Origin of the sequence: Bacillus sp. V26, assembly GCF_034296245.1 — a bacterium.
Taxonomy (GTDB): Bacteria; Bacillota; Bacilli; order Bacillales; family Bacillaceae; genus Bacillus; species Bacillus halotolerans.
The window spans coordinates 235772-255203 of the sequence record NZ_JAXKQF010000004.1; the positions used below are offsets into that span (position 1 = coordinate 235772).

At 44.5% G+C, this 19432-nt stretch carries 20 protein-coding genes; 4 read left to right on the top strand and 16 right to left on the bottom strand.

Annotated elements, in window-relative coordinates:
- Window positions 1-645, top strand: coding sequence for a two-component system response regulator ComA (comA, locus tag UJ203_RS14505; RefSeq protein ID WP_101864137.1), 645 nt, complete (start codon window positions 1-3; stop codon window positions 643-645).
- Between the two features lie 17 nt (window positions 646-662).
- On the top strand, window positions 663-1043 hold the full coding sequence (locus UJ203_RS14510; RefSeq protein ID WP_024122679.1) for a hotdog fold thioesterase: 381 nt from the start codon (window positions 663-665) through the stop codon (window positions 1041-1043).
- A 38-nt stretch (window positions 1044-1081) separates the two neighbouring features.
- Here the strand turns inward: UJ203_RS14510 and mnhG are convergent, their stop codons facing one another.
- The 7 genes from mnhG to UJ203_RS14545 are packed head-to-tail and all read right to left on the bottom strand — an operon-like array spanning window position 1082 to window position 6850.
- The gene (mnhG, locus tag UJ203_RS14515; RefSeq protein ID WP_202853635.1) at window positions 1082-1456 is read right to left on the bottom strand and encodes a monovalent cation/H(+) antiporter subunit G; all 375 of its coding nucleotides are present in this window, start codon (window positions 1454-1456) and stop codon (window positions 1082-1084) included.
- A complete protein-coding gene (locus UJ203_RS14520) occupies window positions 1440-1724 on the bottom strand; it encodes a Na(+)/H(+) antiporter subunit F1 (protein WP_024122677.1) in 285 nt (94 codons plus the stop codon). Before UJ203_RS14520 ends, mnhG begins: the two co-directional genes overlap by 17 nt.
- Window positions 1724-2200: a Na+/H+ antiporter subunit E gene (locus UJ203_RS14525; RefSeq protein WP_305934765.1), complete on the bottom strand. Its 477-nt coding sequence runs from the start codon at window positions 2198-2200 to the stop codon at window positions 1724-1726. The genes UJ203_RS14520 and UJ203_RS14525 overlap by 1 nt, the downstream gene beginning before the upstream one ends.
- Before the next feature lie 5 nt (window positions 2201-2205).
- Window positions 2206-3687 carry a Na+/H+ antiporter subunit D gene (locus tag UJ203_RS14530; protein WP_305934766.1) on the bottom strand — a complete coding sequence of 494 codons (1482 nt, stop codon included), beginning with the start codon at window positions 3685-3687 and terminating at the stop codon, window positions 2206-2208.
- Window positions 3680-4021 (bottom strand): Na(+)/H(+) antiporter subunit C, encoded by a 342-nt coding sequence (locus UJ203_RS14535; RefSeq protein WP_105955471.1) that lies wholly within the window; start codon window positions 4019-4021, stop codon window positions 3680-3682. Before UJ203_RS14535 ends, UJ203_RS14530 begins: the two co-directional genes overlap by 8 nt.
- Window positions 4021-4452 carry a Na(+)/H(+) antiporter subunit B gene (locus tag UJ203_RS14540; RefSeq protein WP_044158935.1) on the bottom strand — a complete coding sequence of 144 codons (432 nt, stop codon included), beginning with the start codon at window positions 4450-4452 and terminating at the stop codon, window positions 4021-4023. The genes UJ203_RS14535 and UJ203_RS14540 overlap by 1 nt, the downstream gene beginning before the upstream one ends.
- Window positions 4445-6850, bottom strand: a complete 2406-nt coding sequence (locus UJ203_RS14545) for a Na+/H+ antiporter subunit A (RefSeq protein ID WP_322011807.1) — start codon at window positions 6848-6850, stop codon at window positions 4445-4447. The genes UJ203_RS14540 and UJ203_RS14545 overlap by 8 nt, the downstream gene beginning before the upstream one ends.
- Before the next feature lie 234 nt (window positions 6851-7084).
- On the opposite strand from UJ203_RS14545, the gene UJ203_RS14550 reads away from it, so the two are divergent.
- Window positions 7085-7300, top strand: a complete 216-nt coding sequence (locus UJ203_RS14550) for a hypothetical protein (RefSeq protein ID WP_105955502.1) — start codon at window positions 7085-7087, stop codon at window positions 7298-7300.
- A gap of 37 nt (window positions 7301-7337) precedes the next feature.
- Here UJ203_RS14550 and maeN read toward each other — a convergent pair whose 3' ends face one another.
- The 7 genes from maeN to malK form a co-directional block, all read right to left on the bottom strand.
- A complete protein-coding gene (maeN, locus tag UJ203_RS14555) occupies window positions 7338-8684 on the bottom strand; it encodes a sodium/malate symporter MaeN (protein ID WP_105955469.1) in 1347 nt (448 codons plus the stop codon).
- Between the two features lie 153 nt (window positions 8685-8837).
- Window positions 8838-9797 (bottom strand): guanosine ABC transporter permease NupQ, encoded by a 960-nt coding sequence (nupQ, locus tag UJ203_RS14560; RefSeq protein WP_024122669.1) that lies wholly within the window; start codon window positions 9795-9797, stop codon window positions 8838-8840.
- Window positions 9798-10844 carry an ABC transporter permease gene (locus tag UJ203_RS14565; RefSeq protein ID WP_322011810.1) on the bottom strand — a complete coding sequence of 349 codons (1047 nt, stop codon included), beginning with the start codon at window positions 10842-10844 and terminating at the stop codon, window positions 9798-9800.
- Entirely contained in the window at window positions 10837-12369 is a 1533-nt protein-coding gene (locus tag UJ203_RS14570) for an ABC transporter ATP-binding protein (RefSeq protein ID WP_318751955.1), read from the bottom strand. Before UJ203_RS14570 ends, UJ203_RS14565 begins: the two co-directional genes overlap by 8 nt.
- A 113-nt stretch (window positions 12370-12482) precedes the next feature.
- Window positions 12483-13562, bottom strand: a complete 1080-nt coding sequence (gene nupN, locus UJ203_RS14575) for a guanosine ABC transporter substrate-binding protein NupN (RefSeq protein ID WP_322011817.1) — start codon at window positions 13560-13562, stop codon at window positions 12483-12485.
- A 471-nt stretch (window positions 13563-14033) separates the two neighbouring features.
- Window positions 14034-14741 (bottom strand): two-component system response regulator MaeM, encoded by a 708-nt coding sequence (gene maeM, locus UJ203_RS14580; protein ID WP_024122665.1) that lies wholly within the window; start codon window positions 14739-14741, stop codon window positions 14034-14036.
- Window positions 14734-16335 (bottom strand): malate sensor histidine kinase MalK, encoded by a 1602-nt coding sequence (malK, locus tag UJ203_RS14585; protein ID WP_322011821.1) that lies wholly within the window; start codon window positions 16333-16335, stop codon window positions 14734-14736. Before malK ends, maeM begins: the two co-directional genes overlap by 8 nt.
- Window positions 16336-16512: 177 nt before the next feature.
- Here malK and UJ203_RS14590 point away from each other — a divergent pair, with 177 nt between their 5' ends.
- On the top strand, window positions 16513-17070 hold the full coding sequence (locus UJ203_RS14590; protein ID WP_024122663.1) for a YufK family protein: 558 nt from the start codon (window positions 16513-16515) through the stop codon (window positions 17068-17070).
- A gap of 17 nt (window positions 17071-17087) precedes the next feature.
- Here UJ203_RS14590 and UJ203_RS14595 read toward each other — a convergent pair whose 3' ends face one another.
- Window positions 17088-17501: a thiol-disulfide oxidoreductase DCC family protein gene (locus tag UJ203_RS14595; RefSeq protein ID WP_322011823.1), complete on the bottom strand. Its 414-nt coding sequence runs from the start codon at window positions 17499-17501 to the stop codon at window positions 17088-17090.
- Window positions 17502-17521: 20 nt separating this feature from the next.
- Window positions 17522-19396: a transglycosylase domain-containing protein gene (locus UJ203_RS14600; RefSeq protein ID WP_083244502.1), complete on the bottom strand. Its 1875-nt coding sequence runs from the start codon at window positions 19394-19396 to the stop codon at window positions 17522-17524.
- Window positions 19397-19432 lie beyond the last annotated feature (36 nt).

The following is a 19432-nucleotide window of genomic DNA, read 5'->3' on the forward strand; positions in this document are numbered from 1 at the left end:
ATGAAAAAGATACTAGTGATTGATGACCATCCGGCTGTCATGGAAGGCACCAAGACAATTTTGGAAACGGATTCGAATTTGTCTGTTGATTGTCTCAGTCCTGAACCCAGCGAACAGTTCATACACCAGCATGATTTCTCATCATATGATCTCATCTTAATGGATTTGAACTTAGGCGGCGATGTCAATGGGATGGAGCTTTCTAAACAGATTTTACAAGAGAATCCTCATTGTAAAATTATCGTATATACCGGTTATGAGGTCGAGGATTATTTTGAGGAAGCGATTCGTGCGGGTCTGCACGGCGCCATCAGCAAAACCGAATCAAAGGAAAAGATCACCCAATACATATATCACGTGCTCAACGGAGAAATTTTAGTCGATTTCGCTTACTTTAAACAGCTGATGACTCAGCAAAAAACAAAGCCGGCCCCTTCCTCTCAAAAAGAACAAGATGTGCTCACACCAAGAGAATGCCTGATTCTTCAAGAAGTTGAAAAAGGTTTTACCAACCAAGAAATTGCAGATGCGCTTCATTTAAGCAAGCGGTCCATTGAATACAGCCTGACGTCGATTTTCAACAAGCTTAATGTCGGTTCCAGGACGGAAGCGGTGTTGATTGCAAAATCAGACGGTGTGCTTTAAATAAGGGAGTTAAAACTATGGATATGAAACATACATTGCTTGGCGCACTGGGAATTGAAATTGTAGAAAGCACAGCGGAACGCTGCGTGGCAGTGATGCCGGTGGATCATCGGACCGTCCAGCCCTTTGGTTATTTGCATGGAGGCGCTTCAGTGGCTCTTGCGGAAACTGCGGCGAGCGTGGGTGCCCAGCATCTAATCGATTCTCGTACACAAGCTTGTGTCGGTTTGGAGATTAACGCCAATCATCTGAAATCTGTCAAGGAAGGAACGGTAAAGGCGGTAGCCGAGCCCGTTCATAAAGGCAGAACGACCATTGTGTATCAGATTCACATTTATGACGGGCAAGAGAGGCTGATCTGTATATCCAGATGCACGCTGGCTGTCATCACAAAATAAAAAAACAGCCGGAACTCTGCCTGTCCGGCTGCTCATTTTTATAGGTAAGAATCCTCTTTTCGTTTAATCACAAAGTTTCTGATTCCGTTATAGTCATCCTGTACACTTCTTTCATCCAGCTTGACGCCAGAGTTGTACGCAGCTCGGCAGATCAAGTGTCCCCCGACCGGCGTCGTAATAAAGATAAAGAAAATCCCGAGCAGAATTTTTGCTGATATCTCTCCTGTTATACACCACAAAAAGAAGAAGACACCGAGCAAAATCATATTTACCCCTAACGTTGAGCCTTTAGAAGCAGCGTGAGAGCGTGTGTACATATCGGGAAGGCGAAGCGTCCCGAAGGAAGCCGCAAGACAGATTAGCGCCCCCATTAAGATAAATATCGCTACTGCTATTTTAGCGATCACGATCATTTTCGATAATCTCTCCTTTCTCTAAGAACTTAGAAAACGCAATGGTTCCGATAAAAGACAAAATACCCAGCAATAATATGATATCAAGAAAAATACTCGTATTCAGCAGGATAGAGACAAGCGCTGTCATCGCTATCAGATTAATGCCGATTGCATCCAGAGCCACAACCCGGTCAGGAACAGTCGGCCCTTTGATGACACGAACGACATACAACAGGGTGGACACCGCCATAATGCCGAGCGCGATTTGAAGGATTAACGTAAACATCAGCGGCTCACCTCCTGTATGGCTTTTTCAAATGACTCACGAATATCAAAAATCGCTTTTTCCGCATCCTCAATATCCATCGCGTGAATATAGAGAATGGTCCGGTCATCGGAAATATCCATGACCAATGTTCCCGGCGTTAATGTAATAAGCAGTGAAAGCAGGGTAATTTCCCAATCCTGTGTCAGCTCTGTTTTAAATGCGAATATGCCTGGTTTGATATCCAGTTTTGGCGACAGGACTGTTTTCAGCACACTGACGTTGGCAAGGTATAATTCCCTTATAAAGATCAAAAAAAGTTTGATAATCGAAAACATTTTCCATAGATAAAACGGTTGAGCAAGGAAGCGCCGGAAGAAGAAGAGAGAGATCATTCCCAGGATAAAGCCTGTGATGAATCCGGCGGCGCTTGCGTCATTGCTCAGGAACATCCAGCAAAAAGCGAGAAACACATTTAATAAAATTTGAAATGCCATGCGATCTACTCCTTCAAAACAGCTTCAATATATTTTTCCGGATTCAGCAAAGTCTCGGCCGCTTGATCAACGTACGGTGACACCCATTCTGTACCCAATCCGAAGAGAAGAGACAGCAAGAGAAAAATAGCTGCCGGATATAGAAGCCCTTTAGCTGTTCTAAAATTTTGCTTTGGTGTTTCTTTTTCTTCGCCCCAAAACGCATGGATAAAGATTCTTAACACGGAATACAGGACGAGCAGGCTTGAAAGCAGGATCAGCATGGAAATCGTAAATTCACCTTCAGCGAAGCCGCCTTCTGCAATTTTAAATTTGCCTACAAATCCGCTGAGAGGCGGGATGCCGGCAAGAGATACAGCCGAAATGAAGAACATCCATCCAAGAACGGGGTATCGTTTGATCAGACCGCCCATTCGTTGCAGGCTTGCTGTTCCTGTCAAAGCGATCAGCGTGCCTGCCAGCATAAATAATGCGCCTTTAATCAGCATGTCGTGAATCAGGTAGTAAATCGCACCCTGAATGGATGCGGGCGTTTGAACTGCAACACCGAACAAAATAACGCCGACAGCAGTAATAATGTTATAGATCACGATTTTCATGACATTCTGATAGGCAAGTGAACCGATGACACCGAAGATGACAGTGAGAGCCGCGAGCCATATCATCAGCTGGTGGGTAAACGCTGTATCGTGAATGAAAATCAGTGTGAACACTCTTGTGATCGCATATAATCCGACCTTGGTCAGCAATGCGCCGAACAATGCAGAGATGGCTGCCGGCGGCGCGTAATAAGAGCCGGGAAGCCAAAAGTAGAGAGGGAAGATCCCGCCCTTCATACCAAACACGATAAGTAACAGGACACCGATTACAGTAATCAGCCCAGTTTGTCCGGATTCGCTGATTCTCACACTTAAATCCGCCATGTTTAATGTGCCGGTCACCGCGTATAAAAAGCCGACGCCGATGACAAACAATGCTGATGACACGATATTAAACACAATGTATTTAAGCGACTCCCGCAGCTGAATTTTTGTGCCGCCTAATACAATCAGCATATAAGAAGCAATAAGCAGAAGCTCGAAAAATACGTACATATTAAATAAATCGCCTGTTAAAAACGCTCCGCTTACACCAGCCAGCAAAAACTGCACGCCGGAGTAATAAAAGGCACGTTCCCGTTTTTCACCGATAGAACGGAAGGAATAAAGCACAACCAATAATCCGATGACTGCTGTGGTCAGAACAAGCAGGCTGGCAAATTGATCTGCAACAAGCACAATTCCGTAGGGGGCTTTCCAGCCGCCCAAACTCAGTGTCTGAATGCCGTTTGTAAAAACAGTCTGCACGAGTAAAACGCTGATCACAATTCCGAGTGCGGATGCCGCAGTGCTGAAGATCCGCATGAGCATGATGTGTTTGTTCATGAAAATCAGCAGAATGGCGGACAGGAGCGGGATCAGAATTGGCAATATAACAAAATTATTCATGTTGATCATTTCCCCTCATTTGATCCAAATCGTCCGTTTTCAATTCCTGATAGGCCCGAAACGCCATGACGAGGATGAAGGATGTAACTCCAAATGAAATGACAATAGCCGTCAAAATCAGGGCTTGCGGAAGCGGATCGACAAATGACTTGGCATGCTCGCTCAAAATCGGTGCGGCGCCTTGTTTTAATCCTCCCATAGTTAAAAGCATTAAATGAACGCCGTGGCTCAAAAGCGCTGTTCCGATAATGACCCGAAGCAGGCTTTTAGACAGCAGCAAATACGTAGCAGCCATAAAAATAATACCGGCTGTAACAGCCATTAAGATTTCCATTATTCTTCCTCTCCAATCGTTTGAATAATGGTCATCGTAATGCCTACGACAACAAGATAAACGCCTAAATCAAAAAGCGTCGCCGTGGCGAGCTCCGTTTTCCCAAAAATCGGCAGATGAAAGTAACCGAATGTGTGGGTTAAGAAGGGCGCCCCGAAGACAAAGGAGCCAACTCCTGTTAAGACAGCGAGCAGAAGACCGGCTCCCGCGACGTAAATGAAATTAACCGGCAAAATGGAACGCACGGTTTTTAAATCATAAGCCAGCAGCAGCAAAACGATGGAAGAGGATGTGATCAGCCCGCCGACAAAGCCTCCTCCAGGCGCGTTATGGCCTGATAAAAATAAATAGAAAGAGAAAAGCAATATGATAAAGGATACAAGCTTTGTCACGGTCTGCAAAATGAGGTCGTTTGTTTTTTGTTCATTCACCGCTTTTCCCCTCCTCTTTTACTTTTGTTTTAATCATGCTGAAGATGCCGAGAGCGGCAATCGTTAATACCGTAATTTCAAACATTGTATCAAAGCCCCTGAAATCAACGAGAATGACATTGACGACATTATCTCCTCCGCCAAGATCGTGGCTGTGCTTTGTAAAAAAGGAGGCGATACTGTCTTTTGTCCGCTGGCTTGAGGATGCAATACCGAGCAGGGTGACAATAATGCCGACTCCTAAAGCAATGATAAAGTTTGTCATTCGGAACGTTCTCGTTTTCTTTTTCAGCCGCAGTTTCGGCAAATGATAGAAACAAAGCAGAAACAGGGCGACGGAAATCGTCTCAATGACCAGCTGGGTCAAAGCCAAATCGGGCGCTCTGAAAATAACAAAAAACAATGCAAGCGTATAACCGACAACACCAAGTGAAATAATTGCCGTCAGTCTGGATCGGGCGAATACAGTCGCCGCTGTCGCGCTGATCATGACAAGTGTCAGAATCATTTCGTATATGCCGATTTTCGCCATACCCTCAGTTGTAAAGGAAAATCCGCCTTTCAAAACGAGAGCCCCGCTCATCAGAATGATAAATCCAGCGAAGATATACAGAAGATAATCCCGCAAAAATCCGGTCATATATTGTTTTGTCACTCGATAAGAGCCTTTTTCCATGATGGTCAGGAGCTTCTCGTATAACCGATTGAGCGTGAGTTTCGATGTAAACAGCTTATAGATCCCTTTCCACTTGTTCATCGTCAAATATCCGATCGTACCGACAGCGATAATGCCCAGTGTCATCAGAACTTCGGCTGTAAACCCGTGCCACTGCGAAATATGAACATGAAACTTCTCATGGCTGTCCAGCAGTGTCGGATAGATTGAATTCATCGCAGGCTCTATCAAGCTGTAGGACAATATATTCGGGAAAAAGAAGAGACTGACAGCGAGCGCAACAAGAATGACAGGTGATACGAGCATTCCAATCGGCGCTTCATGAGCCTGTTTTTCGAGTTTTTCAGGCTGGTAATTGCCTTTAAATGTTTTAAACAGCAGTTTCATGCTGTAGATAAATGTAAACACACTTCCTGCCCAGGCGAGGACAGGGAACAGCGCTCCCCACGTCTGGACGTTGAACAAATCGACATGTGTCACACGAAGCATGCTGGTGAAAAACATTTCTTTACTCAAAAATCCGTTAAACGGCGGGAGACCAGCCATTGAAAATGTGCCAATCAAGGAAATCGTAAATGTAATCGGCATAATCGCCATCAGTCCGCCGAGCTTTCTGACGTCCCGCGTGCCTGTTTCATGATCAATGATGCCGACTGCCATAAACAAGCTTCCTTTAAAGGTAGCATGATTGATGAGATGGAAAATGGCAGCCATGGCGGCAACTGTATAATATTCTGTATGGCCGTAATGCAGGGCTGCAGCGCTGACACCAAGCATCGAGATGATCATGCCGAGCTGGCTGACGGTTGAAAACGCCAAGATGGATTTTAAGTCGGTTTGTTTGACGGCATGGAATGAACCCCAAACCATGGTGAAAATCCCGACGAGAGAAACAATCCAAAACCACTGAGCTGAAAAGGCGAAAATTGGACTGAATCTTGCAATCACATAAATTCCCGCTTTGACCATCGTGGCTGAATGGAGATACGCGCTGACAGGCGTCGGCGCTTCCATGGCGTCAGGCAGCCAAATGTAAAAAGGAAACTGGGCGGACTTTGTAAATGCGCCTATTAAAATCAAAATCATCGCCGGAATAAATAGATCATGGCCGGCAATTAACTGAACCTGATTGATCATTTCTCTGATACTGAAAGAATCTGTGATCAGATAAAGGAGAATGAATCCTCCCAGCATACACAGTCCGCCGCTTACCGTAATCAAGAGCGATTTTGCGGCGCCGTAGCGAGATTTTTCACGCTTGTACCAATATCCAATCAGCAAAAAGGACGAAAGGCTGGTAAGCTCCCAGAACATGTAGAGAACCATGACGTTGTCAACAAGAACAACACCGAGCATAGCGCCCATGAACATTAATAAATAGACATAAAAAGGCCCAAGCTGTTCTTTTTCTTTCGATAAATAAAAAATACTGTAAAGAGTGACCAACGAGCCGATCCCCGTTATCAGTAAGGCGAATAGCAGTCCGAGACCGTCTACATAAACGGTAAAGTTAATGCCTAATGAAGGAATCCACTCCAATACCGATCGTAATGTTTCTCCCGACTGAGTCATTCTGATCATTGGAAGAAAGTATATAAACAGCAAGACGGGCAGGATCAGAACAAACCAGCCCGTATGCACTCTTTTTGCGTATTTTGCCAGAAAGGGAATGATAAAAGCAAATACAAAAGGCGATAAAATAGCAAAATGTAAGAGCTGCAAAGACAAGACCTCCTTTTCTTTAATTGTAACCTGTTCTATGTATAAATCATTAGAATATACGGTCAAACGACCCAGTCCAAATTATATCGCACTTTTTTGGAAGCCGCCATGCTTCAACCTGCCGCGAATGAATTTTACAAGTTCTTTTGACCTTAAAATAAGTTTAGCAAAAATCAGGTCATTTGTATATTTAAAATCGCTCCTGATCAAGCTGTATGTAAGGAGCTGATCATGGTGAAGAGAAAGGTCCTTATGTGCTCAGGTTTATTCTGCTCGATATGTGCAGGGGCATTCATGCTGAATCAATATGACGGCCGTGCCGGTGTGGCAGACAATGATGATTGGGAACTGTATTTATTGGAGCACCACCTGTCAACTAAAATGAGTGAGGCGGAATCTAAGGATAGGCCGTTTGGGCCCAGGGAGTATATGCGGATTGTGAACAAATAAAAAAAGAGTTCCGTCTTAGACGGAACTCTTTTTCTGATTATGAAGTGAAAAAGCGAAGTAAAATCGTCGCGCAAATGACAGTTCCAGCTCCGCCGAGGCGGGTAGAAATTTGGGCGAATGGCATAAGGCCCATTCTTCCTGAAGCGGACAAAATAGCGACATCTCCCGTTCCGCCGAGACCGCTGTGACAGCAGGTAACGATTGCGGATTCAACAGGGTACATGTTCATCAGCTTGCCTACAAAATATCCGGAAGAAATCATGGCAACGACAACTGAAATACAAATGATGACAAACGGAATAGAAATCACAGATGCCACGTCATCTAAAGGGATAAAGAGAATCCCGAGGCCTACCATAAGCGGCCATGTAAAGCTTGATGAAATAAACTTATAAAGCTGGTACGCGCCATCCTCCATTTTTTTCGGAAGGATATTTGCATATTTGATTGCAGCTGCTGAAATAATCATTAAAATAGCGCCCGGGATGAAGATAAATTTCTCCAGTAAACCGCCGAAAATAAAGAACGTACAAGCGAGCAGAACTCCGGCTCCCATCAGTTTAAAGTCAATTTTAGCTTCAGCCTCTTTTTGATTGAACATATCGTTCGCTTTCTTAGATTTAACGAGACGCCCATTGCCGTTTAGGTCAGGACGTTTTTCGCCCAGTTTTTTCATTAAAGCAGCACAGATAATAGCAAAAACGTTTCCAATGATAGCGGCAGGAACCAGCTGAGACACATACACATCAGCGGAAGACCCTAATATTTGCGAATAAGCGATCGAGAGCGGCAAAATTCCTTCACCTATTCCCCCGGCAATAATCGGCACAACGACAAAGAAAAAGGAATCATAGGCACTGTAGCCGAAGATGAATCCGACGAGCACGCCGGCCGCAACCGCCGCAATTGTGCCCGCTACTAAAGGAACGAACATTCTGATGAATCCCTGTATTAAAACAGTTCTGTTCATTCCAAGAATGCTTCCTACAACAAGACAAGCGATATAGAAATAAAGAAAGTTAGACGTTTTCATTAAATTGGTTACTGCATCTAATGATGATGGATTCAACACATTATAAAAAACTAAAAAAGATGGCACAAACAAAGATAAAATAGCAGGACCGCCAATATCCTTTAAAATCGGAATCCGCTGGCCGATATCGCCAAGAAAGACACCTAAAATCATAATGATGGCAAACCCGCCCAGCATGTTTGCAGGCAGCTCGTTGTAATAGGCCGCAAGAATAATAATGACAGCTAATGCTGTATATAATGGGAGAGGAATCACGCCGATTTCCCAAGTCCATATTTTCTTAAACAGGCTTTTCTCCTGTGTGTCTTTGTGCTCAGGTAAAACTTCCTCTGTTTTGTGAATTGCTCCCATTGTCATACACCCCCATGTATTGTTTGTTACAGTCTACAAGAAAGCGCTAACAAAGGATATTTTTTTAAGTTAAATAATTAATAAACAACTAAATTAATTGGGTATTTTGGAGCAGAAAAAATCCCTGAGAAGCCGCTTCCCAGGGAGATATGGTTACCGTTTTCCTTTGATATAAGGCACACCATTTGCTTTTGGTGCATCTGCGCGTCCGATAAAGCCGGTTAAGGCGAGAATGGTTAATACGTAAGGGGCAATCAGCATATATACATTCGGTATGTCCTTAAAAAGAGGGAGCAGTGAGCCGATAATGCTTAAGCTTTGCGCGAATCCGAAAAACAGGGCAGCGCCGAGTGCGCCGATCGGATGCCATTTTCCGAATACAAGGGCGGCGAGTGCGATAAAGCCTTGCCCGGAAATGGTAGAGTGCGTAAAGTCGAGGGCAATCGTTGACGCATATACGCCGCCTCCGAGGCCGCCGAACAATCCGCTGATCATCACGCCGATATAGCGCATTTTGTAAACATTGATCCCCATAGTATCGGCCGCCATCGGATGTTCTCCGACGGAACGAATACGGAGGCCGAACGGGGTTTTAAACAAGATAAACCACGAAATAAAGGCCAGGACAATTGCGAGAATAGACGTATAATAGACATCTGAAAAGAAGATTTTTCCCAATACGGGGATGTCGCTCAAGCCGGGAATACTTGTTTTATAAAAAGGCTCGGGAATTTTGTCAGTTTGCGCTTTTCCGTAAATCAGCTTTACGATAAATAAAGTAGCCCCAAGCGCCAGCATATTAATGGCGACGCCGCTGACTGTCTGATCAGCGCGAAACGATATCGCCGCTGCCGCATGAATCAGTGAAAACAGCGCGCCGGCTGCCATAGCGGCAATGAGCGAAAGCCAAGGTGCTGCGGCTCCCAATTCAGGGCCTAAAAATAAATTGAATAAAACACTGGTGAACGCTCCGATAATCATAAGGCCTTCAAGGCCGATATTGACGACGCCTGATCTCTCGGAAAATACGCCGCCGAGAGCGGTTAAAATAAGCGGGGCTGCGTATACGAGTGTGGCAGGGACAATGATTGATACAATCTGCAGAAAGTCCACTTAGTTCGCCCCCTTTTTCTTCAATTTATCCGCGACAAAACGAATGGCATAGCTTGAAGCAACAAACAGAATGATAATGGCAATCACAATATCGACAACCTCAGAAGGTACGCCTGATTCAATTGGCATATTTAATGCCCCGATTTTGAGGCCGCCAAGCAAAGCTGCCGCAAGCACAACACCGACCGCAGTGTTCCCGCCCAGAAGAGCGACGGCAATACCGTCAAAGCCGACGCCGGTAAATGCGCCTTTGACAGCTGCGTATTCAAACGTTCCCAGACCTTCCATGGCACCTGCAAGGCCTGCAAAAGCTCCTGAAATGAGCATGGAGGTCATAATATTCTTCCGCACGCTCATACCGGCGTACTGGGACGCGTGCTGGTTGAATCCGACTGCCCGAAGCTCAAAGCCTTTCGTTGTTTTGTTAATCATAAACCACATAACAACAGCTGCGAGAAGGGCGATGACGATCCCCCAGTGAAGCCTTGAATAATCCGTAATCTGCTCAAGAAACGGCGAGCGCAGTGAGGCCGATTCGTGAATTTTTTCCGTCTTATCCTGATTGTCTGTCATAACTTTTGAAATCAAATAATTGGTCATATGCAGCGCGATATAATTCATCATAATGGTGACAATGACCTCATGAACATAAAACCGTGCTTTTAAAAAGCCGGGAATAAATCCCCATAAACCGCCTGCTGCAGCCGCTGTGATCAGTGCAAGCGGCATATGAATATATGCCGGTCCGTCAAACGCCGTTCCGACCCAAACGGCAGCTGTCCAGCCCACTAGCAGCTGTCCCTCTACCCCGATATTGAAAAGCCCGGTTCGGAAAGCGAAAGCAACAGCTAATCCGGATAAAATATAAGGTGTAATCTGCCGGACGGTTTCCCCGATGTAATAGATTTCTCCAAATATCCCATTCCATAAAGCGGAATAGCCGCTGATCACACTGTATCCGCTCGCAAGCATAATAAGTGCGCCGGCCAGCAAGCCAAGCATGATTGCAATGAGCGGCACGAGTAAATGAGAGAGTCGTTTAACCATTTGCTTTCCCCGCTTCCTTTTGCGTGCTTCCCGCCATCAAGAGGCCGAGCTCTTGCTCAGTCGTATCCAGCGGATTGACGCTGGATATGATGCTGCCTTCAAAAATGACGGCGATTCTGTCACTGAGATTCATGATTTCATCCAGCTCAAACGATAGAAGAAGAACGGCTTTTCCGGCATCACGCTGTTCAATGAGTTTTTTATGGACAAATTCAATCGCTCCGACATCAAGACCGCGAGTCGGCTGGGCGGCGATTAACAAGTCAGGATTTCGGTCAATTTCCCTGCCGATAATTGCTTTTTGCTGGTTTCCGCCTGACAATGCCCGCGCGTGTGTATATTCATCGGGGGTTCTGACATCGTACTCGCTGATCAGGCTGCGTGCTTTCTTATACATTTCGCCTTTATGTAAAACACCGAATGCTGAATAAGGCTTTTTGTAATAGCTTTGGAGCACGATATTCTCACCTATCGGAAAATCCAAAACGAGGCCGTGTTTATGGCGGTCCTGTGGAATATGCCCGATTCCGGATTCCGTTACTTTTCTCGGCGTCAGGTTTTGTATCTGTTTTCCGTTTAATGAAATGGTTCCAGACTCCGTTTTTCGGAGCCCTGTAATCGCTTCAATCAGCTCTGACTGTCCGTTTCCGTCAACGCCGGCTATGCCGACAATTTCTCCGGCATTGACAGAAAGCGATAAATTCCTTACAGCTTCTACTCCGCGAGTATCTTTTACAGTGATTCTGTCAATCGCCAGCACTTCAGATCCCGGCTGCGCCGCTTTTTTTTCTGTTTTGAACGATACCTCGCGGCCGACCATCAGACTGGCGAGCTCGTCTTGATTTGTATCCCGGACATCCAGTGATTTGATGCCTTTTCCTTTGCGGATAATGGTAACGCGGTCACAAACCTCCATGATTTCTTTCAGTTTATGGGTAATTAAAATAATTGATTTTCCCTCATTGACGAGGTTCTTCATGATTTGAATGAGCTCTTTGATTTCATGAGGCGTCAGCACAGCTGTCGGTTCATCAAAAATCAGAATGTCAGCCCCGCGGTAGAGGGTTTTTAAAATTTCTGCACGCTGCTGCATGCCGACGGATATGTCAGCTACTTTTGCCTCGGGATTAATTTGAAGTCCGTATCGGTCGGAAATGTCCTGAACCTCTCGGACAGCCCGTTTTCGGTCAATCCGCCCGAGCTTTTTCGGCTCCTTCCCGAGAATAATGTTTTCAGCAACTGTAAATGTATCGACAAGCATAAAATGCTGATGCACCATGCCGATTCCGAGATCATTCGCTTTGTTCGGGCTGTTGATGTGCACCCTCTCACCGCGGACCCGAATTTCCCCCTTTTCTGGCTGATACAGCCCGAAAAGGACGTTCATCAAAGTTGATTTGCCCGCTCCGTTTTCACCGAGCAGCGCGTGGATTTCGCCTTTTTTGACCTGAAGATTAATGTTGTCATTTGCGACGATACCGGGAAACTCCTTGCGTATATTGAGCATTTCAATGACATATTCCACAGAATTGACCGCTCCTTTTTTCAAGATGCTTTTAACAAAGCCGCAAGGACATGTGCAGCTTTGCTCTGAAAGAAAAACAAGGGATAAGGGTCTTCTCCTTATCCCCGCGATTCTTATTCAGCTTTGAAATTTTTCAGCTCTTTCTCTGTTCCCGGCACTTCTAATCCGTCGATGATTTTTTTCTTCCACTCATCAACCGCTTTGATTACATCATCCGATAGGTTTTGTTTAGAGGAAGAAATGCCGACTCCGTCTTGATCAAGTCCGTATGTAAGCGTTTCTCCGCCGGGGAATTTGCCTTCGCTTGCTTTCTTCGTTAAATCTTCAACTGCTGTATCAACCTTTTTGACCATGGAAGTAAGGGTGACGTTATCGTCTGTTCCTTCTACTTGTCCTTCTGCGTATTGATCTTTATCGACTCCGATTACCCAAACATCACGCTTCGGGTCTTCTTTTTTCAGGTTCTTGGCTTCTGTAAAGACACCTGTGCCGGTGGCGCCTGCGGAGTGGTAAATTACATCAACGCCTGATTTATACATGCTCTCGGCGGTTGCCTTTCCAACGTCAGCTTTATCAAACCCGCCCGCATACTTCACCTGGACAGTTGCGTCAGGTTTTACGGCCTGAACCCCTGCACGGAAGCCGACTTCGAATTTTTTGATTAACTCGGATTCCATGCCGCCCACAAATCCGATTTTTTCTGATTTGCTTGTTAAGGCTGCGGCCACTCCGACGAGAAATGAGCCTTCCTGCTCTTTAAACGTAATGCTTGCGACGTTGTCTTTATCGACGACTGCGTCAATAATCGCAAAGTTTGTATTTTTGCGCTGATCGGCGATTTCACTGATTGAATCTTCCATCAAATAGCCAACGCCATAGATCAAGTCGAAATTCTCACGCGCTAATTTATTTAAGTTTGTTGTATAATCTGCATCTGATTTAGATTGCAGGTAGTCGTATCCGTTTTTTCCTTTTTCCAGACCATTATCTTTACCGAAGGCTTGGATGCCTTCCCATGCTGATTGGTTAAAGGATTTGTCATCCACCCCGCCAATGTCGGTGACCATCGCCACACTGAATTTGTTTTTGCCCTCACTGTTTCCGCTGCTTTTTTCGCTGTTTCCGCATGCGCCTAAAATGGTGCCCGCTGTGATTACAAGTGACATCGCCAATCCAATTTTGCGTTTATTCAAGATATAACCCCCCAGAAAAATTTGGCCTGAGCTGATCCGGTCAGTCATGAGATGGGATGTCTCACTCAATTCTTAGAATCGATAAAATTTTCAGATAATAACAATTAGAATGAGCTGAGACAGTTCTGATCTTCCCTTAGTAAGTGTGGTGTGAGTGTTTCCTTCGAAAGGCGGGGAAGAGAAGGATGTTGAAGGTGTTCCGGGCGGAAAACCGTGACATCTCTTTCTGAAGTGTGACTTATGACTTAGTCTAGGGATCAACTAACCACTCATAATTTATCATTTTACTTACAAGAAATAAATAGAATTAGGTATTATTTTTTAAAAAATAAGTATTTTTAGAATTATATACTCAAATATGCAAAAAAGTCCTTTATTATTCTTGTATAGCTTATTGGCGAAAGGTTCAAGCACCTTGGCAAGAGATGTGACAGAAAAAAACGCACTGCTCAACATGAACAGTGCGTTTTTTTATAAATATTGCTTAATTCCGTTAAGGTTGCCTGTATTGACATTGTACTGAAACACCGGTCTTCCGATCGTTCCGTACGCCATTTCGACATTCAGAACCTGTATATCCTCAAGAAATTTTAAGTATTTTCGGATGGATACTTGAGATATTTCAGTATGATTTGCCAGGTCTTCTGTCGTAAAGGATTCGTTTTCAAAGGATTGAATGCTGGACCAAATCAGCTTCAGCGTGCTTTTTGTCAGCCCTTTTGGCAAATGCACTTTTTCCGTCGCTTCCTTCTTATGAAACAGTTCCGCGTCCAATTCTTTTTGGCTCATGTTTCGATGGGTGGAATACACTTTTTGTTTTCGTCTGTAATCAGAAAGGGCAGTCTGAAAACGTTCAAATTCAAACGGTTTGATTAAGTAATCCACAGCTCCGTAACGAAGTGTTTTTTTGATGACGTCCAGCTCGCTTGCCGCAGAGATGACAATCACGTCAACCGCTTCATTTTGGGCTCTCAATTCCGTCAGCAGCTCAAGCCCGTTTTTGCCCGGCATATAAATATCAAGCAAAATGAGGTCGATGTGATGCTCTCCTAAAATATGCAGAGCGCTTTGAAAGGAAGAGGCGATTCCTTTCAGCTGAAAGCCTTCTATTTGGCTTAAATATCGTTTATTTAATTCACCCACCATGGGGTCATCTTCAACTATTAGTACATTAATCATGGTTTTCCTCCTTCGGTTCGTACGGGATGCGAAGACTGAATGTGGTTCCTTCATTTTTTTCGCTGGTGATAATCATTTGGCCCTTCAAATTCTCCATGCTTTGCTGGGTGAAATAAAGGCCGAATCCCCGGTTTTTGCCCTTTGTTGAATAGCCTTGTTCGAATACCTTGACTTGGTCTTCTTCGGACATGCCGGCTCCTGTATCGGTAATTTCAATGTCCAATATCTTGTCATGAAAACGCATGGACATCGTGATTTGTTTTTTCGGCATATTGGCAACAGCGTCCAAGGCGTTGTTGATGAGATTTCCGATAATCGTAATCAGTTCATGAATGACTGAAGGATCTGCTGCGTTTGGAATAACACCGCTGCATTCAATATCGAGATTTGCGCCCTGCTCTCGTATGTAGCTCTGTTTTCCCAACAGAAATCCGGCCAGCACGGAGCTTTTGACATCATTTATGATTTCACTCGTTTCTGATTTTTGCTGAATGGCAATATCTTTAATATAATCTCCAAGATCGTCATACTCTTTCAGCTGGACGAGACCTAATATCACATGCAGTTTGTTCATAAATTCATGAGACTGTGCTCTCAGTGCGTTTGCATACATTTTAACACCGGAAAGCTGTTCAGCTAAATGTTTTACCTCGGTTTTGTCCCGGAATGTCGCAATCGCTCCGACGGTTTGTCCTTTTAGCTGGATGGGCACTTCATTAAATACAAGCTCTAATCCGTTAATACGCACATCTCTGTCTTGAAGAGGTTTTCGGGTCTCAATGACATTTTTCAGACGGCTCTTCGGCAGGATGTCATTGACATCCTGATCGACGGGATTTGTTTCTATGCCCATTTTAATGAAAAGGCGCTTTGCTTCCGCATTGGCAAGCTTGATTTTACCGTGTTCGTCGACAGCGAGTATGCCTTCTTTCGTTGATTCAAGCATCGCGCTCCGTTCTTGAAGAAGTGTCGCGATTTCATACGGTTCAAGTCCGTACATGATATTTTTCACCGTACGTGCGACGATAACAGCTCCGATGACGCCGACGAATATACTGACGCAAATAATAAAATAGAGCGGCCGTAAGCTGTGGCTGATGACTTCGTCAATTTCATTCACTGTGATGCCGACCGCAACGGCTCCGACTTGTTTTCCATTCTTGGCGTAGACAGGCACGAACGCTCTCTGCGATTTCCCAAGCGTGCCTGAGGCGGTGCTGATATGGACATGACCTTTTAATACTTCGGCTTCATCCCCGCCCCTGAATTTTTTTCCGATTTTGCTGTGGTCCGGATGGGTTCTGCGAATGCCGTTCATATCCATGACAACGACAAATTCTGTGCCGGTAATTTTCTGGACGTCCAGCGTGTAGTTGAGCAGTTCCTTCTGGTTTTTTCCGCTCTCCAAAGCGGAGGCAGTAATCGGTGCGTCGGCAACCATTTCAGCCGTTTGCAGCGCTGTGTCTCTTTCCTGGTCTCGTATCCTTTTAGAGGTTTGGGCACCGACGGTAAAAAAGGTGATGAGCAGTGCGATTAACACGACGATACAGACAAATATGGTGAGTCTGGTTTGCAGTTTTAAAGTTTTTTTCATATAAAACTTCCTTACGTTTTATGATTCCTGCGTACTACTTTACTCTCAAAATGCCGCTTTGTGAAGATTTGGGACCGTAATTCGTAAAAAGGAGAAAAAATGGAATAATTTATCTTGTCAATGTGTTTTAAGTCCTCCATAATAAATGAGGTAGATTACAGAAAGGGACTTTTTTATATGAAAAATACTTATTTGACAGGATACTTTCCGCTGATTGCGATCCTGCTTTTTAGTTCGTCTTTATCCATTTCAACTTCACTCTATGCATTGAAGATGCTGTCTTCATTTGGAATGTACGATGGGATGCTCGATTACTTCTCAGAGAAAGGAATCAGACTTGCGTTATTTGCGGCCTTTGCACTTTTATATTTTATGGTTCTGTCCGCTCTGAAATTAATTGCAAATACCGTGACTGAGCTGTCACTGCTGTTTTTCGCAAATGATCCGGAAGGAAACAACCTGAAAACAGTCAGAATGGGCTCTATCATATATTTAGGCGGCGGGATCTTATCCTTTGTGCTATTGCAAAATGTCATCTGGATTGTAATCTGGTTTGCAGTTGTTACACTTGCTTACTTTGTGTTCGTTGTTTACCGGATTTATTCAACACTTTCTATCATGTCATTGGTAGGATTCATTCTGTTGGAACTGCTGTTTTGGTTTACATTTGTTATCGGTATTCTGTTCATATTTATCAAGCTTTATAATAGCATAATGGCTAGCTTACCTGTGTAAGCTAGCCATTTTTTCGTTTATGGTAAAAATCTATTTTTTATAGAAGGGGAGGGGAGCATACATTCATTTTTTTTGCCGAACCACTTATAACGGTTTTTGGCAATAAAAGAATAGAGCATATCTCTGATAGGTTTCGGCACTGCAAAAAACAGGACGAAGAGCCGCCATGGGCCCCACAGATGCCTGAAAACCTTTATGGCTGCAGTTGACTTAGTGTAAACCTGGCCGTCTTCAATAAAGACAAAGCTGTCAAAATGCCCAGTCGGAAGCCCGCTTTTTTTCAGCAGGCTCTGTCCTGTTTCCGATTGAAGCGATGCAAATGAAATCAAACCGTTTGGATCACGCTTTATGATAAATTGAACGGCACCGTTGCATAAGTTGCACACACCGTCAAACAGCAATACGCGATTTGGAATTTGTTTTGATGTCACGGCAGATCCCCTCCGATTCTTTAATAAGCTGCCTGCAGCGTTCCTTTCCAGATGGAAAGCTGAGGGCTGATACTGTGAAGGTATTCAACGCTGCTCGGTGTATCTTTTCCGACCCAGACACCCATTGTGTACGTATCTGTCAGGCCGACGAACCACATATCATGATAATCATTTGAGGTTCCCGTTTTACCGCCGATATAAGGCGCTTTGAAATATGCTTTTTTCCCTGTCCCGCTTTTAACAACGGAAGACATCAGTTTTTTCAGCTGCATGTTTGTGCGGACGCTGAATATCTGTGTCGCTTTGTCATTCCATTTATAAATCGTTTTTCCTTTTAAATCCGTTACTTTTGTAATCGCGTGGCTCGGCGAGTAGCTTCCGCTGTTGCCGAATGTTGTATACGCCTTTGTCATCTCAAGAGGCGTCATGCCGTGTGTAAATCCGCCAAGCGCCGCCGGCAGAAGATAGTCGCTGTTGACAAGCTTTGAAAAATGATACGGCTCAATATAGCTGAATGCTTTTTGGATGCCAACGCGGTCCAGCATTCTGATGGCCGGTGTATTATACGAGTTTTTAAACGCTGTATCGAGCGTCACTGTGCCGTATGTGCGATTATTGTAGTTTTGCGGACAGTAGTCCCTGCTGCAAAATTTGCCGGCATCAATTGTACTGCTTGCCGTCGCACCTGTCTGTTCAATATAAGGTCCGTAATCGAGAAGCGGCTTAATGGATGACCCTGGCTGTCTGTATGCTTGGTAGGCACGGTTAAAATCATACTTGCGATAGTTTTTGCCGCCGGATAGAGCGACAACTTGATGCGTCTGGTGATTAATCACAGCCGCTCCGCCCTGTACGCCCGCATACGGAAGCTTCGAATTCATTTGTGCCACGACTTGATTTTGCATGTACGGATCAAGTGCGGTATAAATTTTTACGCCATCTTTCAGAAGTGTGCTGACTCTGGCGGACAGCTCGTTTTCTATCTTGTCTTTTTGTTTTCCTGACGCTTTTTGAAGACGCTTATCAAAGCCTTCAGATTCAGACACTAGTTGAGTGAATTCATCATTTACGTAGGAAACGTAGTCCGGATATTTGTCTTCTTTCTCTTCGACATCCAGTTTGATTTTTTGTTTTACGGCTTTTTTCAGCTCTTTGTCCGTAATGACTCCGGCATTTTTTAACCCTTTAAGCAAGCGTTCTTGACGGCTTTTCGTGTAGTCAAAATGCTTGAGAGGATCATATAATGTAGGGTTATTAGGGATAGCACAAATAAAAGCCATTTCTCCCAGTGTGAGAGATTTCAGCGGTTTGCTGAAATAGAATTCAGCAGCTGATCCGACGCCATAAACGCCGTTATTAAAATAAATCGTATTGAGGTAGGCTTCAAGAATCTCATTTTTCGTATACTTTTTCTCAAGCTGATAGGAGTACGCGAGCTCAGTCAGTTTGCGGCTGAAGGAGCGCTCGTGGCTCAAATACAAGTTTCTTGTAAGCTGCTGTGTGATGGTGCTGGCCCCCTGGTCAATCTTTTTGTCCTTCACGTTGGAAGCGGCCGCCCGCACCATCCCCATAAAGTCAAAGCCTTTATGTTCGTAAAAATGGCGGTCCTCGGAAGTTAAAAATATCTGTTTGACTTCTTCGGGAATCTTCTTGAAGGGAACCAGCACACGGTTCTCATCATCGCTGACGATTTCCGAGACCAGAGATCCGTCCCTGTCGTACATGTAGCTGTTTTGAACAAGGCTGATCTCTTTCAAATCAATATTCTTATCAAGCACCTGATCCAGGGACTTCATTTGTTTTACTTCTTTTCCGGAAGCGATAACTGTAAATGCAAACAATGGGATTATGCAAAGGAGCAAAATCCATCCGATCATTTTTCGTAACATGGTCACTCTCTTTTCTCCTAAATTCTAGCCATATCGTACCAT